The organism is Nocardioides sp. AN3 (genome assembly GCF_054653495.1).
This window is the reverse complement of record NZ_BAAIGC010000026.1, coordinates 59,212-73,124: the sequence shown is the minus strand read 5'-3', so window position 1 is coordinate 73,124 and position 13,913 is coordinate 59,212. Positions and strand designations below refer to the sequence as shown.

Genomic DNA, 13,913 nt, shown 5'->3' with positions numbered 1-13,913 from the left:
GGGCCTGCTGCTCGTCGCCTGTGGGAGCGGGTCGTCGCTTGGCGACGGGCCGGGCGACGCGCCGCGCAGCCCGCGCACGCAGCCCGACACGGGCTTCGTGGTGAGTGAGCAGCTCGTCTCGCAGACGGGCGGTGGCGGCACGGTGGCCGATCGGGCCACGGCGCTCCAGGATGCGGCAGCCGTGGCCGACCTGACCCACGGACTCTCGGCCGAGCTCGCCGCGAAGGTCGAAGCCGCGGCCTCGGCGACGAGTGTCGCCTCCGGTGAGGAGCTCTACGGCCAGGTCGTCTCGATCGGCTGCGACGTGCCGCCGGGCGTCACCGTCGAGCGCGATCCTGTCGTCGTGCACCCGGACCCGGTCGCCTCGCCGCTGCCGGAGTGCTTCGCGCCGGTCACGACGGTTGCGCTGGTGGTGCTGGACGCCGCGCCCACGCCCTGACAGCCGCGGTCACCTCGGTCGGCAACTGCACGGCCGCTCGGCCACGGCGGCACGGGTCGGCCACCGCACGGCCGGTTCTCCCACGTCCGGGGGTGCCAGGTGACTAGCGTGTCTGTTCGTGGAGCCGTGGAACACCTTCGTCGAAGGCGACAACCTCGACGTGCTCCGCGGTCTCGAGGCGCGAGGCGAGCGGTTCGACCTGGTCTACATCGACCCGCCGTACAACACCGGCAACGACTTCGCCTACGCCGACGACATCCGCGGCGCGGACGGCCGTCGTCGCGGCAGGCACGAGGCCTGGGTGGCGATGATGCGCCCGCGCCTCGAGGCGGCGCGGGCGGTGATGAGCGAGCGGGCGGCGATCTACGTCAGCATCGACGACAACGAGGCGGCCCACCTCCGCCTGCTCCTCGATGACGTCTTCGGGGAGGCGTCCTTCCTGGCGCAGATCGTCGTCAACCTCAACCCCAAGGGCCGTCAACTGGGCGGCGGCTTCGCGACGTCGCATGAGTACCTGCTCGTCTACGCCCGCGACCCCCGCGCCTGCGCGCTGGATGCCACCAGCGCAGACCTCGTGGACGAGCGTGACTTCCCGCTGGTCGACGCGAGTGGGCGACGCTACCGCCACCTGCCGTTGCGCAACACCAACAAGAAGTTCAACCCAGTGACGGCGCCGACGCTGCACTTCCCGGTGTACGGCGATCCCGAGTCCGGTCGCGTCGCGACCGCGCCGTTCGAGGGCGGCCACCAGGTGACGCCGGTCTTCGGTGACGGGACCCCAGCCGTCTGGCGCTGGTCGCGCCCGTTGATCGAGCAGCGGCCCGACGACCTGGTCTGCCGTCGGATCGCCGGGCGGAAGGGCGAGCGTGTCGATGTCTTCCAGCGCGACTGGCTGCACGGCACCGACGGCACCGGCCGGCGCAAGAAGCTCCGCACGATCTGGCTCGCCGAGGAGGTGGGCTCGACCGACACCGCCGTCGCCGAGCTGAAGGCGCTGGTGGGGCACGTCTTCGAGTCGCCCAAGCCGACCGGGCTCATCCGCCGGATCCTGGCCACGATGCCGCCCGACGCCCGCGTCATCGACTTCTTCGCCGGGTCGGGCACCACCGGGCATGCCGTGGCGCTCGCCAACGCGGCCGACGGTGGCACGCGCACCTGCCTGTCGGTCAACCACGGCGAGCCGACCCGCCCCGGCTCCAACGCCGAGCGAGCCGGCCTCGGCACCGTCGCCGAGATCACCCGGGCCCGTCTGCGCGCCGTCGCGGCCGGCGTCGGTGGCGGTCTCGACGAGCACGGATGACGGGCGGGCTGACCCTCTCTGGGAGGATGCGGGACATGCCGCGGGCCTCCTTCGACACCTGGAAGCACCGCGGTCGCAGGTCGGGCCGGACCCGGCTGAACCGCTTCCGATCGAAGCGCTGGGCGATCGCGCAGTGTGCGATCGCCGCCGGCGTCGCCTGGTTCGTGGCCCACGACCTGCTGGGCCACCCGGCACCGCTCTTCGCCTCGATCGCCGCCGTGGTGAGTCTCGGCACGTCGTACGGCCAGCGCCTGCGGCGGGTCGCCGAGGTCACCGTCGGCGTCGCGATCGGCGTCCTGCTCGGCGACCTGCTCGTCGCGTGGCTGGGCTCGGGGGCGTGGCAGATCACGCTGATCGTCGGCCTCGCGATGGCGATCGCGGTGCTGCTCGACACCTCCCCGCTCTTCGTGAACCAAGCGGCCGTCCAGTCCATCTTCGTCGCCACACTCCTGCCGACCTCGGGTGCCGTGGTCCTGCGCTGGACCGATGCACTGATCGGCGGCTGCGTGGCGCTCGTCGCGGCGACGGTCGTGCCGGCGGCGCCCCTGCGCCGACCCCGGGAGAGAGCCGCGGTCGTGATCCACAAGATCTCCGACCTGCTCCGCGCGGCCGGCGAGGTCATGCTCGAGGCCGATGCGGTGCACGCCATGGCCGTGCTCTCCGACGCGCGTGCGACCGATGGCCTCATCCGGGAGCTGCAGGCGGCAGCAGACGAGGGCATGGCGGTCGTCGCCTCCTCGCCGTTCCGGATCAGGCACAAGCCGCACGTGCGCCGCATGACCGAGATCGTCGAGCCGCTCGACCGCGCCCTGCGCAGCACGCGTGTGCTCGTCCGTCAGGTGGCGGTGGCCGCCTATCGGGGCCGGCCGATCCCGGCGTCGTACGCCTCGCTCGCCGTCGACCTCGCCGACGCCGCTGATCTGCTCGCCGAGGAGCTGGTGCGCGCCCGCGACACGGGCGACGACGCGCTCGCCGAGGCGGCGCGCCCGGCACTCCTCGCGCTCGGGGAGGCGTCGTCGAAGGTCGAGCGCAGCGACGTGATGACCGCCGAGGGCGTCCTGCTCCAGTTGCGCAGCGTCATCGTCGACCTGCTGCAGCTGACGGGGATGGGCCAGTTCGAGGCGACCGACGCCTTGCCGCCACCGCCGGTGTGAGGGTCGGCTTCGGCTTCGGCTGCCGCGTACCCGGGTACACCGAAGTCGCGGACGGGGTCGCCCCGTCCGCCTGGGGCGATGGCGGCGGGTCGACTTCGGTGTACCCGTGTACGCGCGCCCGGCCGGTCTCAGCCCAGGGACTCGCGCAGCTCGGTGACCACCGAGTCGACGACGGCGACCAGGTCGCCCTCGCTGCGCGCTGCGACCGCACGCTGCCGCTGGTAGGACGCGCCTCTGGTGCAGATGTCGGCGACCGAGGCCAGCTCGTCGGTGCAGCCGAGCTTCGCGGCGACCGGCTCGAGGCGACACAACAGGTCGGCCAGGTCGTCGGTGACGAGTCGCTCGTGGGACTCCGCGTCGAGGATGACGATGGCATCGAGGCCGTAGCGGGCGGCCCGCCACTTGTTCTCCTGCACGTGCCAGGGCGGCATGGTGGTCAGCTGCTCGCCGGCCGCGGCCCGCTCGTCGAGATCCACCACGAGGCAGTGCGCGAGCGCCACGAGCGCCGCCAGCTCGGAGAAGGTGGAGACCCCGTCGCAGATCCTGTTCTCGAGGGTGCCGAGGTGGGGTGAGGGCCGCAGGTCCCAGCGGATCTCGGAGAGCTCGTCGATGACGCCGGTCGTCAGCTGATCGGCGGCGAAGGACTCGAACTGCTCCCAGGTCTCGAACTGGAACGGCAGGCCGGCGGTCGGGAGCTGCTGGAACATCAACGCCCGGTTGGAGGCGTAGCCGGTGTCCACGCCGGCCCAGATCGGGCTCGAGGCGGAGAGCGCTTGGAAGTGCGGGTAGTAGGTCAGCAGGCCCGACATGACCTGCATGACCCGGTCCTGGGACGGCAGCCCCACGTGGACGTGGACGCCCCAGATGAGCATCTGGCGCCCCCACCACTGCGTCCGGTTGATCAGCTCCTCGTAGCGATGCCCGGGGGAGAGCTGCTGCTGGGTCCAGCTCGCGAACGGGTGCGTGCCGGCGCCGTACAGGTCGACGTTGAGGTCGTCGCAGGCGTTGACAACCGGCGCGAGGCTGCGCCGCAGGTCGTCCATCGCCTCGGCGACGGTGTGACACACGCCGGTGACCAGCTCGACGGTGTTGAGCAGCAGCTCCCTGTGCAGCCGTGAGGGGTCCGGCATCCGCGCCTTGGCGCGGGCGAAGAGGTGCGGCGCGTCGTTGGACAGGTCGCGCGTGTGCCGGTCGACGAGCGCCAGCTCCCACTCGACGCCGAGGGTCGGCTCGGGCGAGGAATGGAACTCGATCCGCACGCGACCAGCCTCCCACGTGCAGGCCCGTGTCGTCCCCGTGGGAACCCAGCGGCTGTCGACGTGTGCGAGCTGAGCCGCCGCCCGTCCCTGGTTGCCGCCGCGGGTGTCAGCCGTTCTTCGGAGGCAGGAGACGCCGGACGCTCAGGGCGACGAGGTCCTGGTAGCGCGAGCCGGTCAGCTTCCCGATGTGGTGGATGACGTGGGCGTCGAGGCCGACGAGCACGCGGGCCCGGTTCTTCAAGATGCCCTTGACGATGATCTCGGCGGCGCGCTCGGGCTCCATCTTGGCCAGCTTCTCGTCGAAGAACTTCGCGCTCCTCGCCGCGTCGTCCTTGGCCGAGTAGCGCGCCGACCTGGCCACCGACGTCTTGATGCCGCCCGGGTGCACGGACGTCACGCCGACGCGGTGGCCGTCGATGAGCATCTCTTCGCGCAGCGCCTCGGTGAGGCCGCGGACGGCGTACTTCGCCGCGTTGTAGAAGCCCTGGTCCGGCATGGAGACGAGTCCGAAGAGCGAGGAGATGTTGACGACGTGGCCGTCCCCGGACTCGATGATCGCCGGCAGGAACAGCTTGGTGCCGTGGACGACGCCCCAGAAGTCGATGCCGATGATCCAGTCGATGTCGTCCCACTCGAGGTCGTTGATCCGGCCCGAGAGCGCTACGCCGGCGTTGTTGATCACGACGTTGACCCGGCCGAAGTGGGCGAGCACGTCATCGGCGTACGCCGTGAAGGCGCTGCGGTCCGCCACGTCGAGCCGGTCCGCCTTCACCTGGCCGGCGCCTGCCTGCTTCGCGAGCTCGACCGTCTCGGCGAGGCCGGCCTCGTTGACGTCGGAGAGGGCGAGGAGCCCCCCGCGGCGGGCGATCTCGACGGACAGTGCCCGCCCGATGCCCGAGCCGGCGCCGGTGATGACGACGACCTTGTCCTTGAGCGACTTCATGCGGATCTCCTGAGCGGGGGGCGGTGGCACCACCGTAGGCGAGTTATTGAACGAGCGTCAATAGAATTGCTGAACGGATGTCAATAGAGTGGGGCCGTGGCCACGGCTCCCCGCACCCGACTGAGCTCCGAGGAGCGACGCTCTCAGTTGCTCGACCTCGGCGTGCGCCTCTTCGCGGCGCGGCCCCTCGCGGAGATCTCCATCGACCTGCTGGCGGAGACCGCGGGTATCTCGCGCGGGCTGCTCTACCACTACTTCGGCGGGCTGGCCGGCTTCCAGGAGGCGGTCGTCCGGCGCGCCGCCGACGACCTCATCGCCCGGACCGCACCTCCGGCCGAGGGCGACGTGGTGGAACGGCTGCGCGTGTCGGTGCGGGCCTACGTGGAGTTCGTCGACGAGAGCTACGAGGGCTACCTCTCGCTCGTGACCGGCGCCAAGAGCGGCAATGAGACGCTGCGAGCGATCTACGACGAGGCCCGCGCGGCCCTGACCGACCGCGTCTTCGAGTCCGACACCGGCCACCTGCTCGCCGACACGCCGAGCGCACGGCTGGTGGTCCGCGGCTGGTCGGCGCTCGCTGAGGAGATGGTGCTCGACTGGAAGTCCCGCGGCGGCGTCGGACGCGACGAGCTCGTCCGCCTCATCGCCGATGCGCTTCCGGCGCTCGCGGCGACCCTGCCGGCCGGCGGCTGACTCTCGGCTTGCTCCTGCCGCGGGCACAGCCTCCGGACAGGTCCGCGGGCGAGCGTGAGGGCATGACGGAACCCACCTCCACCTCGACTCCCTCCGGGCCTGCGGCCGCGTCGGCCGTGCCGCCCGCGGCGCTCGGGCCTGCGGCGGGCGCACCCGAGGGATCGACGATGACCGAGATCCCGTCGAGTCCCCACGACGCCCCGCCCACGTGGGCTCCGGGCCTGTCCTCTCCCGTTGCGCCGGAGGCGCCGAGGTCGCGCGTCCGGCAGCGGCTGGGGGCCTTCCGCCGTCAGGTGGTCAAGCTGTGGGCCGCGCTCGTCGTCGGTGCCGCATGCCTCATCGTCGGACTCGGGTTCGGCGTCCTCATCGGCCACGAGACGTCCGGCTCGGGCGGCAGCGGCCAGCCGTCCTTCGGGAGCAACCAAGGCCCGGGACAGGGCTTCGGGCGTCGCGACTTCGACGGGCAGGGCCCCAGTCGGCCTGGCAACGACCCCGGTCAGGGGCAGGGTTCTGGGCAGGGTTCTGGGCAGGGTTCTGGCGCCCAGGCCGGCTCTGGCACGGCCTCCGGCACGACGACCTCCACCCTCGGGAGCTGACTCATCGCGCGTTCATAGGACGTGCACAGGTTCCGGGGTCACCATTGACCCATGAGTGAGCAGAGCAACGGGCCGGTGGGGCCGCCACCTGGCTCGCTGCCGCCGGGGCAGCATCCCAGTCCGGCCACGCCTGCGCCTGGCGCACCCGGACCATACGCCGCGGGACCGTACGGCACGCCGGCCTCCGGCACGGGAGCGGGCCAGCCGCCGCAGTGGTATCCCGCCGTACGTCGACCGCCCTTCACCGAGCGGACCACGAAGCTGTGGCTCGCGCTCGTCGTCGGCCTCGCGTGCCTCATCGTCGGGCTCGGTGTGGGGTTCGCGACCGGGCACGCGACCGGCCACGATGACGACGGACCCGGCCGGTTCCAGCGCTTCCCCGGCGGTGGACCCGGGATGGGGCCCGGCTTCCACCACCGCCAGGGCTACGGCTTCGGCAACCGCCCACGCATCCCCAACGGCCCGCAGCCTCCGCAGGCGACCCCCAGCCCGAGCTCGGGCGCGAGCGGCACTTCCACCCCCACCCCCACCCCCTGAGGCCGAGCGGTCGCAGATGACTGGGGATGCGGCGCCGAGCGGCCCCAGATGACTGGGGATGCGGCGCCGAGCGGACGCAGATGACCGCGCCGCGGTGGTCATCTGGGCCTGCTCGGCGTGGATGGGGTGGTCATCTGGGACTGCTCGGCGTGGGGCTTGACCGGCGATCGGGGACAATGGCGCCGTCATGCCAGAATCCTCGGTCCCGCAGCTGACCATCAGCTACCCGGAGCAGCTGCCGGTCACCCAGCGTCGCCACGACATCGCCGAGGCGATCCGCGACCATCAGGTCGTCATCGTCGCCGGTGAGACCGGGTCGGGAAAGACGACGCAGCTGCCGAAGATCTGCCTCGAGCTCGGTCGCACGATGATCGGCCACACACAGCCCCGCCGGATTGCCGCGCGCTCGGTCGCGGAGCGGATCGCCGAGGAGCTCGGCACCGAGCTGGGCGACCTGGTCGGCTACCAGGTGCGGTTCACCGACCGCACCTCGAAGGCCAGTCGCATCAAGCTGATGACCGACGGCATCCTGCTCGCCGAGCTTCAGCGTGACCGGGACCTGCGACGCTACGACACGATCATCATCGACGAGGCGCATGAGCGGTCACTGAACATCGACTTCCTCCTCGGCTACCTGAAGCGCCTTCTGCCGCGCCGTCCCGATCTCAAGCTGATCATCACCAGCGCGACCATCGACCCCGAGCGGTTCGCGGAGCATTTCGCGCTTCGCGACGATGGGCGGAGCGCGGCCGCCGATGGCCGGCCGGCGCCGATCATCGAGGTCAGCGGCCGCACCTACCCGGTCGAGATCCGCTACCGGCCGCTCTTGGAGCTGCCGGAGGAGGACGCGGACGGCGAGCCCGTCGTCCGCGACCAGACGGAGGCGATCGTCGACGCCGTCAAGGAGCTCTCCGCGGAGGGACCCGGCGACGTCCTCGTCTTCCTTCCCGGCGAGCGGGAGATCCGCGACACCGCCGACGCGCTCACCTCCGGCCTGGGACTGGACCGCGCCGGCCGCACCGGTCTGGTGGAGATCGTCCCCCTCTACTCCCGTCTCTCCGCCGCCGAGCAGCACCGCGTCTTCTCGTCCCATACGGGCCGCCGGATCGTGCTGGCCACCAACGTGGCGGAGACCTCGTTGACGGTGCCCGGGATCAGGTACGTCGTCGACACCGGCGTCGCCCGCATCAGCCGCTACTCCGCTCGCACGAAGGTGCAGCGGCTCCCCATCGAGCCGATCAGCCAAGCAAGTGCCAACCAGCGCTCCGGCCGATGTGGTCGTGTCGAGGCGGGCATCGCCATCCGGCTCTACTCGGAGGAGGACTTCGAGGGCCGACCTGAGTTCACCGACCCCGAGATCCTCCGCACCAACCTGGCCAGTGTCATCCTCCAGATGGCCTCGCTCGGGCTCGGCGACATCGAGCGGTTCGGCTTCGTCGAGCCGCCCGACCGGCGCAACATCTCCGCCGGCGTGCAGCTCCTCGAGGAGCTCGGTGCGCTCTGGGTCAGGGGTGGTCTCGATACGCCCGCTCGTTCCTCGCGGGCTACTCGACCGGCGGGTGAAGGAGGTGGGCCGCGGCTGACCAAGGTCGGACGGCGGCTTGCGCGGTTGCCCATCGACCCCCGGCTGGCACGGATGGTGCTCGAGGCAGAGCGGCTGGGCGTCGTACGCGAGGTCATCGTCATCGCCGCCGCGCTCAGCCTGCAGGACCCTCGGGAGCGGCCGGGCCCGGACCGCCCGAAGGAGCAGGCTCAGGCCGACCAGCTGCACGCGCGCTTCAAGCACGACTCGAGCGACTTCCTCACCTGGCTCAACCTCTGGCGCTACCTGCGCAGCCAGCAGCGCGAGCTGTCGTCGAGCGCGTTCCGGCGTATGTGCGTGCGGGAGCATCTGCACTACCTGCGCGTGCGGGAGTGGCAGGAGTTCGAGTCGCAGCTGCGCCAGGTCTGCAAGGAGATGGGGATCCAGCTGGGCAAGGGCGGTCTCGATACGCCCTCGCCTAGTGGCTCGGGCCACTCGACCAACGAGGCGGCGGGCTCGGACCACTCGACCAGCGAAACGGCGGTCGACGAGGACGGCATCCACCAGGCGCTGCTCTCGGGTCTGCTCTCGCAGATCGGCATCCTCGAGGAGCGCGACAAGCGCGAGAAGGGCAGCAGGCCCGGGCCGCGGGAGTACGTCGGCGCCCGGAACACCCGGTTCGCCATCTTCCCGGGCAGTGTCCTGAGCCGGAAGAACCCACCGTTCGTCATGGCCGGCGAGCTCGTCGAGACGGGCCGTCTCTGGGCGAGGCAGGTCGCGGCCATCAAGCCGGAGTGGGCGGAGCAGCTGGCCGGAGACCTGGTCAAGCGGACCTACTCCGAGCCGCACTGGAGCCGCCGCCGCGCCTCGGTGATGGCGCACGAGAAGGTCACGCTGTACGGCGTGCCCCTGGTCGCCGACCGTCTGGTCTCCTACGGCCGCGTCGACCCAGAGGTGGCCCGCGAGCTGTTCATCCGGCACGCCCTGGTGCAGGGGGAGTGGCAGACGCGCCACCGGTTCCTCCGCGACAACGCCGAGCTGCTCGACGAGGCCCGCGAGCTCGAGCACAAGGCTCGGCGCCGCGACATCGTGGTCGACGAGCACGCCCTCTTCGAGTTCTACGACGCCCGGGTGGGCCGCAACGTCGTCAGCGGCGCCCACTTCGACCGTTGGTGGAAGGACAAGCGCCGTGAGGATCCGGGCCTCCTCACGTTCGATCCGGACATGCTCGCCCGCGACGTCGACGTCTCGGACTATCCCGAGCAGTGGCTCGCCGGTGACGCGAGAGGACCGCTCACCTTCAACGTGAGCTACCACTTCGAGCCGGGTGCTGCCGACGACGGGCTCACGATCGACATCCCCGTCGGGACCCTCAACCGGGTCGAGGGTGAGGACTTCTCCTGGAATGTCCCGGGTCTGCGCGAGGAGCTGGTGACATCCCTGATCCGCAGCCTGCCCAAGCAGCTGCGTGTCCACTTCGTGCCGGCACCGGACAAGGCGCGGGAGTTCCTGGCGACCGTCCCTCCGGGGGAGGAGGGCCTTCTCGACGCACTCGAGCGCTGGGCGCGCAGCACGGCCGGCGTGGTGATCCCCAGAGACGCCTGGGACTGGCCGAAGGTCCCCGAGCATCTTCGTCCGACCTATCGCATCGTCGACGAGCGCGGCCGGGAACAGGCGCGCGGCAAGGACCTCGAGGCGCTGAAGGCGCCGCTGGCCGGGGAGTTCCGGCGCGCGATCGCCGAGGTCGCCGGCGACGCGGGCCTCACGGCGACCGGGCAGACCACCTGGACGTTCGGTACCATCGCGCGCACCGTCACCGAGAAGCGCGCCGGCCACGAGGTCACCGTGCACCCCTGCTTGGTCGACGAGGCCGTCACGACCGGGCGCCGCACCGTCGGACTGACCGTCGTCGGCACCGAGGAGGAGGCCGAGGCCCGGCACCGGCTGGGCGTCGTACGCCTCCTGCTCCTCGGCGTCGACCGGCTCGATCTCGGCGGAGGGACCACCAAGCGCATCATCGAGTCGCTGAGCACCGCCGAGAAGCTCGGCCTCGTCGCGGCGCCGTACCCGTCTGCCGCCGACGTCGTCGAGGACTGCCGCGCCGCTGTGGTGCGGGCGGGCGTCGACGCCCGCCCGCCGGTCCGCACCGAGGAGGAGTACGCCGCCCTGCTGGCGGCACTCGGCAGCCCTCGTGAGCACGAGGCCGCCGTCCGCGCCGTCCTGGCCGACGCCCTGAAGGCGCTGGCCGGTCACCGCGAGGCCGACAAGGCGCTCTCGGGTCGGGTCGACATGTACCAGCTTCCAGCGGTCACCGACATGAAGGCGCAGCTCGCCCGGCTGGTCGAGCCCGGGTTCATCGCAGAGGCGGGGCCGACGTGGCTGCGGCGCTATCCGACGTACCTCCAGGCGATCGTGATCCGGCGTCGCCGACTCGAGGAGTCCCTGCGCGTCGATGCGGACCTGATGGCACGGTTCACCGACCTGCAGGACCTCTACCTCCACCAGGTGGCCGCCCTGCCCGAGGGGCGCCCACCGGGGGAGCGGCTGCGCGAGGTCAGGTGGCTGCTGGAGGAGTATCGCGTCTCCCTGTGGGCGCAGCAGCTCGGCACGGCCGTCACCGTCAGCGATGCGCGCATCCGGAAGTTGCTGGGATGATTTGGATTTGCGCCGCCGCTTCGCTTTGGCGCGTGCCGCGGCGCTCGTGACCCCTGCCTTCCTCCGCTCCGCTCAGTCGCTGGCGCTCCCTCGCTTCGCTTCGTCCAGGCAGGGGCGCGCCGCGGCGGTCTCGGGGTGATGCCCCGGGCGGTCGCCGGAGGTGCGCGGTCGTGGGGGTTAGGGTCGAGCACATGCGCCAGCACCACCGTCCGATGCACCCGGGTGACCGGTTCTTCGACGCGATCGAGAGTGGGACCGACCCGGCCCGCGTGCGGGAGGCGGCCGACCAGGCCGCGACCCTCCTCGTGCGAGGCGCTCGCGAGTCCGACGATCCGCAGACCGCCGAGCGGCTCCTGCACCTGGCCGACACCGAGGGCATCGAGACGATCGCCGAGGTGTGGTCCGGCGCGCCGGCCGACACGCTCGCGGGATGCCTGTGGCGGCTGTTCCTGCTCCGCTCCTGGGTGCACGCCGCGCCGGTCCGGGTGGCCCGGGAGTTCGAGGCCGGCCGTGCCTCCGCGGAGGTGGCCCGGGTGATCGCCGGCGTCGCCGACCCGCCGGGGCCGGAGCAGCTTCGCACGATGGTCGACGAGGTGCTGCGTGGCATCGCGGGTGGCGACTTCGCCGACGTGCTGCTCCGCGCGGCGGCGTTCGCGCGGGTGGTCGCGGCGGGGCGCGCGGTGCTCCACGACGCGCCGGACGACGACATCCGGCGCATGCTCGCCCTCTCAGAGCAACTGGAGGAGGCCGGTCATGTGGAACTGGAATACGGATTGGTCTGAGGAGGTTAGGATGTCCGTGCACGCCGGGCCGCGGCAGCCCCGGGTCCCAACATCAGCCGCTACGAGCGGCCACGCGCCGTGAGGCGCTCCCGGTCCGGCGTGCACTCTCTCTTCCGCCAGCTCCGCCGGTTCGTCGGCGGGACCGGGTCGAGCGCCACCGGCACCTCTGACGGCCTCGTGGTGGGCTACGCGCCACGCAGCGACGGTCTGCCCGACCCCGGCGAGGTGGTGTGGACGTGGGTCGCCTACGAGGACGACCCGACTCGCGGCAAGGACCGGCCCGTGCTGCTCATCGGCCGCGACGGAGGGCGCCTCGCCGGCCTGATGCTCACGAGCAAGGACCACGACCGTGACGCCGCGGACGAGGCACGGTGGGGACGCTTCTGGATGGATGTCGGCACCGGCGGCTGGGATCGGCAGGGACGGCCCAGCGAGGTCAGGCTCGACCGGCTGATCGAGGTGGATCCGACCGTCGTGCGTCGCGAGGGTGCCGCGCTCGACGAGGCGACCTTCCGCCGTGTGATCCAGGCCGCACGGCGCTATCACGACCTGCCCGGCCTGGGCTAGGCCTCCTTCCGACGGTCGGTAGGGTGAGCAAGTTGCCACCACCCCCTCAGGAGGACCTGCGTCGATGACCCTGCGCACCGCCGTCACCCGCGCAGCCGTCCTCGTCGCGGCGGGGCTGGTGGGGTCTCTCGGCCTCACGGCCTGCAACAGCGACGCGAAGCCCGCCGCCAAGCCGGCCCCCACGCCGACCACGTCGAGCCCACCGGTCAACGACCCGGCCAAGCTGACCTTCGGCGTGTGGGGCAGCCCCACTGAGATCGCGGCCTACCAGCAGGTCGTCAGCAACTACAACAGTCGGACCGACCTCGCCGACGTCACGCTGAAGTCGTGGCCCGACGACGCCTCGATGATGCGGTCGATGTCGGCCGGTGAGCCCGTTCCCGACGTGTTCCTCGTCTCCCGCGGCGACCTCGAGCGCCTCGGAGTCGATCAGCGTGTCGAGCCGGTCGACTCCTTCCTCGACGCGCGCGCCGTGGACATCGGCGACGTCTACTCCCGTGACGCGCTGGAGGCGTTCTCGGCGCAGCACCACCTGCAGTGCATGCCGTATGCCGTCTCACCCCGCGTCATCTACTACAACACCGACGTCGTCGACTTCCCGCGGATGAAGGCGACCGGCCTCTCCGTGCCCGGCACCGAGAACAAGAGCTGGTCGCTGGACCAGTTCCAGACCGCCGCCACCTTCGCGACCACCGTCCGCAAGGGGATGCGCGGCTTCGCCATCGACCCGACGGTCTCCGGGCTGGCCCCCTTCATCTACTCCGGCGGCGGCAAGCTGGTCAACGACCAGCAGACCTCGCTGGCGTTCTCCGACGGCAGCACGAAGGCGGCACTTCAGAAGATCCTCGGCACGCTCAGCAACCCGCAGCTGACCCTGACCGCCCAGCAGCTCGCCAGGCAGCCCGCCCTGAAGTGGTTCGAGCAGGGGCGCCTCGCGATGATCGCGGGCGACCGCAGCCTCGTGCCCGAGCTCCGCAAGGTTGCGAACCTGCACTGGGACGTCCTGCCGATGCCCACCGTCGACCACGCCGCGACCGTCGGGGACTTCACCGGCCTGTGCCTGTCGAAGACGTCGAAGCGGATCGAGGACGCCGCCGACCTCCTGGTCGCGCTGTCGTCGGAGCCGATGGTGAAGACGGTCGCGCAGACCGGCTACATGGTGCCGGTCAACCAGCAGGTCGCACTGTCGGAGGACTTCCGCCAGCCGTTGCTGCAGCCGCTCCACGCAGCGGTGTTCGTCAACACGGTGCGCAACATGCAGATCCTGCCGCTCACCCAGCAGTGGCCGGCCCTCGAGCAGGCGGTCGCCGCGCCTGTGCGCGAGCTCATGGCCAGCGGTCCCACGGCCGATCTTGACGGCCTGACGACGCAGATCGACGCGCTGTCGCAGACCATCCTCGCGCCGCCGAGCGCGAGCGCTTCCCCCAACGCGAGCCCGAGCGCCAGTCCGACGGGCTGATCGGCTG

General features: G+C 71.5%; 12 protein-coding genes. 10 read left to right on the top strand and 2 right to left on the bottom strand.

What is annotated here, in order from left to right:
* From ACYQ1K_RS21900 to ACYQ1K_RS21890, 3 genes are all read left to right on the top strand, one after another.
* Positions 1–439, top strand: a 439-nt coding sequence (locus ACYQ1K_RS21900) for a hypothetical protein (protein WP_459985430.1), incomplete at its 5' end; no start/stop codon positions are given.
* A 118-nt stretch (positions 440–557) separates the two neighbouring features.
* Complete coding sequence (locus ACYQ1K_RS21895; RefSeq protein ID WP_459985429.1) at positions 558–1,739, top strand: site-specific DNA-methyltransferase; 1,182 nt, start codon at positions 558–560, stop codon at positions 1,737–1,739.
* A gap of 35 nt (positions 1,740–1,774) precedes the next feature.
* Positions 1,775–2,893, top strand: coding sequence for an FUSC family protein (locus ACYQ1K_RS21890; RefSeq protein ID WP_459985428.1), 1,119 nt, complete (start codon positions 1,775–1,777; stop codon positions 2,891–2,893).
* 128 nt (positions 2,894–3,021) lie between these two features.
* On the opposite strand, the gene ACYQ1K_RS21885 is transcribed toward ACYQ1K_RS21890, so the two are convergent.
* Together ACYQ1K_RS21885 and ACYQ1K_RS21880 are read right to left on the bottom strand one after the other, a co-directional pair.
* Positions 3,022–4,152 carry a glutamate--cysteine ligase gene (locus tag ACYQ1K_RS21885; protein ID WP_459985427.1) on the bottom strand — a complete coding sequence of 377 codons (1,131 nt, stop codon included), beginning with the start codon at positions 4,150–4,152 and terminating at the stop codon, positions 3,022–3,024.
* Positions 4,153–4,258: 106 nt separating this feature from the next.
* Entirely contained in the window at positions 4,259–5,095 is an 837-nt protein-coding gene (locus tag ACYQ1K_RS21880) for an SDR family NAD(P)-dependent oxidoreductase (protein WP_459985426.1), read from the bottom strand.
* Positions 5,096–5,191: 96 nt separating this feature from the next.
* Between ACYQ1K_RS21880 and ACYQ1K_RS21875 the strand changes: the two genes are divergently transcribed.
* The 7 genes from ACYQ1K_RS21875 to ACYQ1K_RS21845 all read left to right on the top strand — a co-directional run bounded on the left by ACYQ1K_RS21875 (position 5,192) and on the right by ACYQ1K_RS21845 (position 13,906).
* Positions 5,192–5,788 carry a TetR/AcrR family transcriptional regulator gene (locus ACYQ1K_RS21875; protein WP_459985425.1) on the top strand — a complete coding sequence of 199 codons (597 nt, stop codon included), beginning with the start codon at positions 5,192–5,194 and terminating at the stop codon, positions 5,786–5,788.
* Between the two features lie 62 nt (positions 5,789–5,850).
* Complete coding sequence (locus ACYQ1K_RS21870; RefSeq protein WP_459985424.1) at positions 5,851–6,384, top strand: hypothetical protein; 534 nt, start codon at positions 5,851–5,853, stop codon at positions 6,382–6,384.
* Positions 6,385–6,435: 51 nt separating this feature from the next.
* Positions 6,436–6,921, top strand: a complete 486-nt coding sequence (locus ACYQ1K_RS21865) for a hypothetical protein (RefSeq protein WP_459985423.1) — start codon at positions 6,436–6,438, stop codon at positions 6,919–6,921.
* A gap of 187 nt (positions 6,922–7,108) precedes the next feature.
* Positions 7,109–11,098: an ATP-dependent RNA helicase HrpA gene (gene hrpA / locus ACYQ1K_RS21860; protein ID WP_459985422.1), complete on the top strand. Its 3,990-nt coding sequence runs from the start codon at positions 7,109–7,111 to the stop codon at positions 11,096–11,098.
* Between the two features lie 191 nt (positions 11,099–11,289).
* Positions 11,290–11,880: a hypothetical protein gene (locus tag ACYQ1K_RS21855; RefSeq protein WP_459985421.1), complete on the top strand. Its 591-nt coding sequence runs from the start codon at positions 11,290–11,292 to the stop codon at positions 11,878–11,880.
* Positions 11,881–11,979: 99 nt separating this feature from the next.
* Positions 11,980–12,447 (top strand): type II toxin-antitoxin system PemK/MazF family toxin, encoded by a 468-nt coding sequence (locus ACYQ1K_RS21850; protein ID WP_459985420.1) that lies wholly within the window; start codon positions 11,980–11,982, stop codon positions 12,445–12,447.
* 64 nt (positions 12,448–12,511) lie between these two features.
* Complete coding sequence (locus ACYQ1K_RS21845; RefSeq protein WP_459985419.1) at positions 12,512–13,906, top strand: extracellular solute-binding protein; 1,395 nt, start codon at positions 12,512–12,514, stop codon at positions 13,904–13,906.
* Positions 13,907–13,913 lie beyond the last annotated feature (7 nt).

What these genes read in the sequence shown, in the direction of transcription:
- ACYQ1K_RS21890 (WP_459985428.1), top strand. Translation starts at nt 1,775, where the DNA reads ATGCCGCGGGCCTCCTTCGACACCTGGAAGCACCGCGGTCGCAGGTCG.
- ACYQ1K_RS21880 (WP_459985426.1), bottom strand. Translation starts at nt 5,095, where the DNA reads ATGAAGTCGCTCAAGGACAAGGTCGTCGTCATCACCGGCGCCGGCTCG.
- ACYQ1K_RS21870 (WP_459985424.1), top strand. Translation starts at nt 5,851, where the DNA reads ATGACGGAACCCACCTCCACCTCGACTCCCTCCGGGCCTGCGGCCGCG.
- ACYQ1K_RS21865 (WP_459985423.1), top strand. Translation starts at nt 6,436, where the DNA reads ATGAGTGAGCAGAGCAACGGGCCGGTGGGGCCGCCACCTGGCTCGCTG.
- hrpA (WP_459985422.1), top strand. Translation starts at nt 7,109, where the DNA reads ATGCCAGAATCCTCGGTCCCGCAGCTGACCATCAGCTACCCGGAGCAG.
- ACYQ1K_RS21855 (WP_459985421.1), top strand. Translation starts at nt 11,290, where the DNA reads ATGCGCCAGCACCACCGTCCGATGCACCCGGGTGACCGGTTCTTCGAC.
- ACYQ1K_RS21845 (WP_459985419.1), top strand. Translation starts at nt 12,512, where the DNA reads ATGACCCTGCGCACCGCCGTCACCCGCGCAGCCGTCCTCGTCGCGGCG.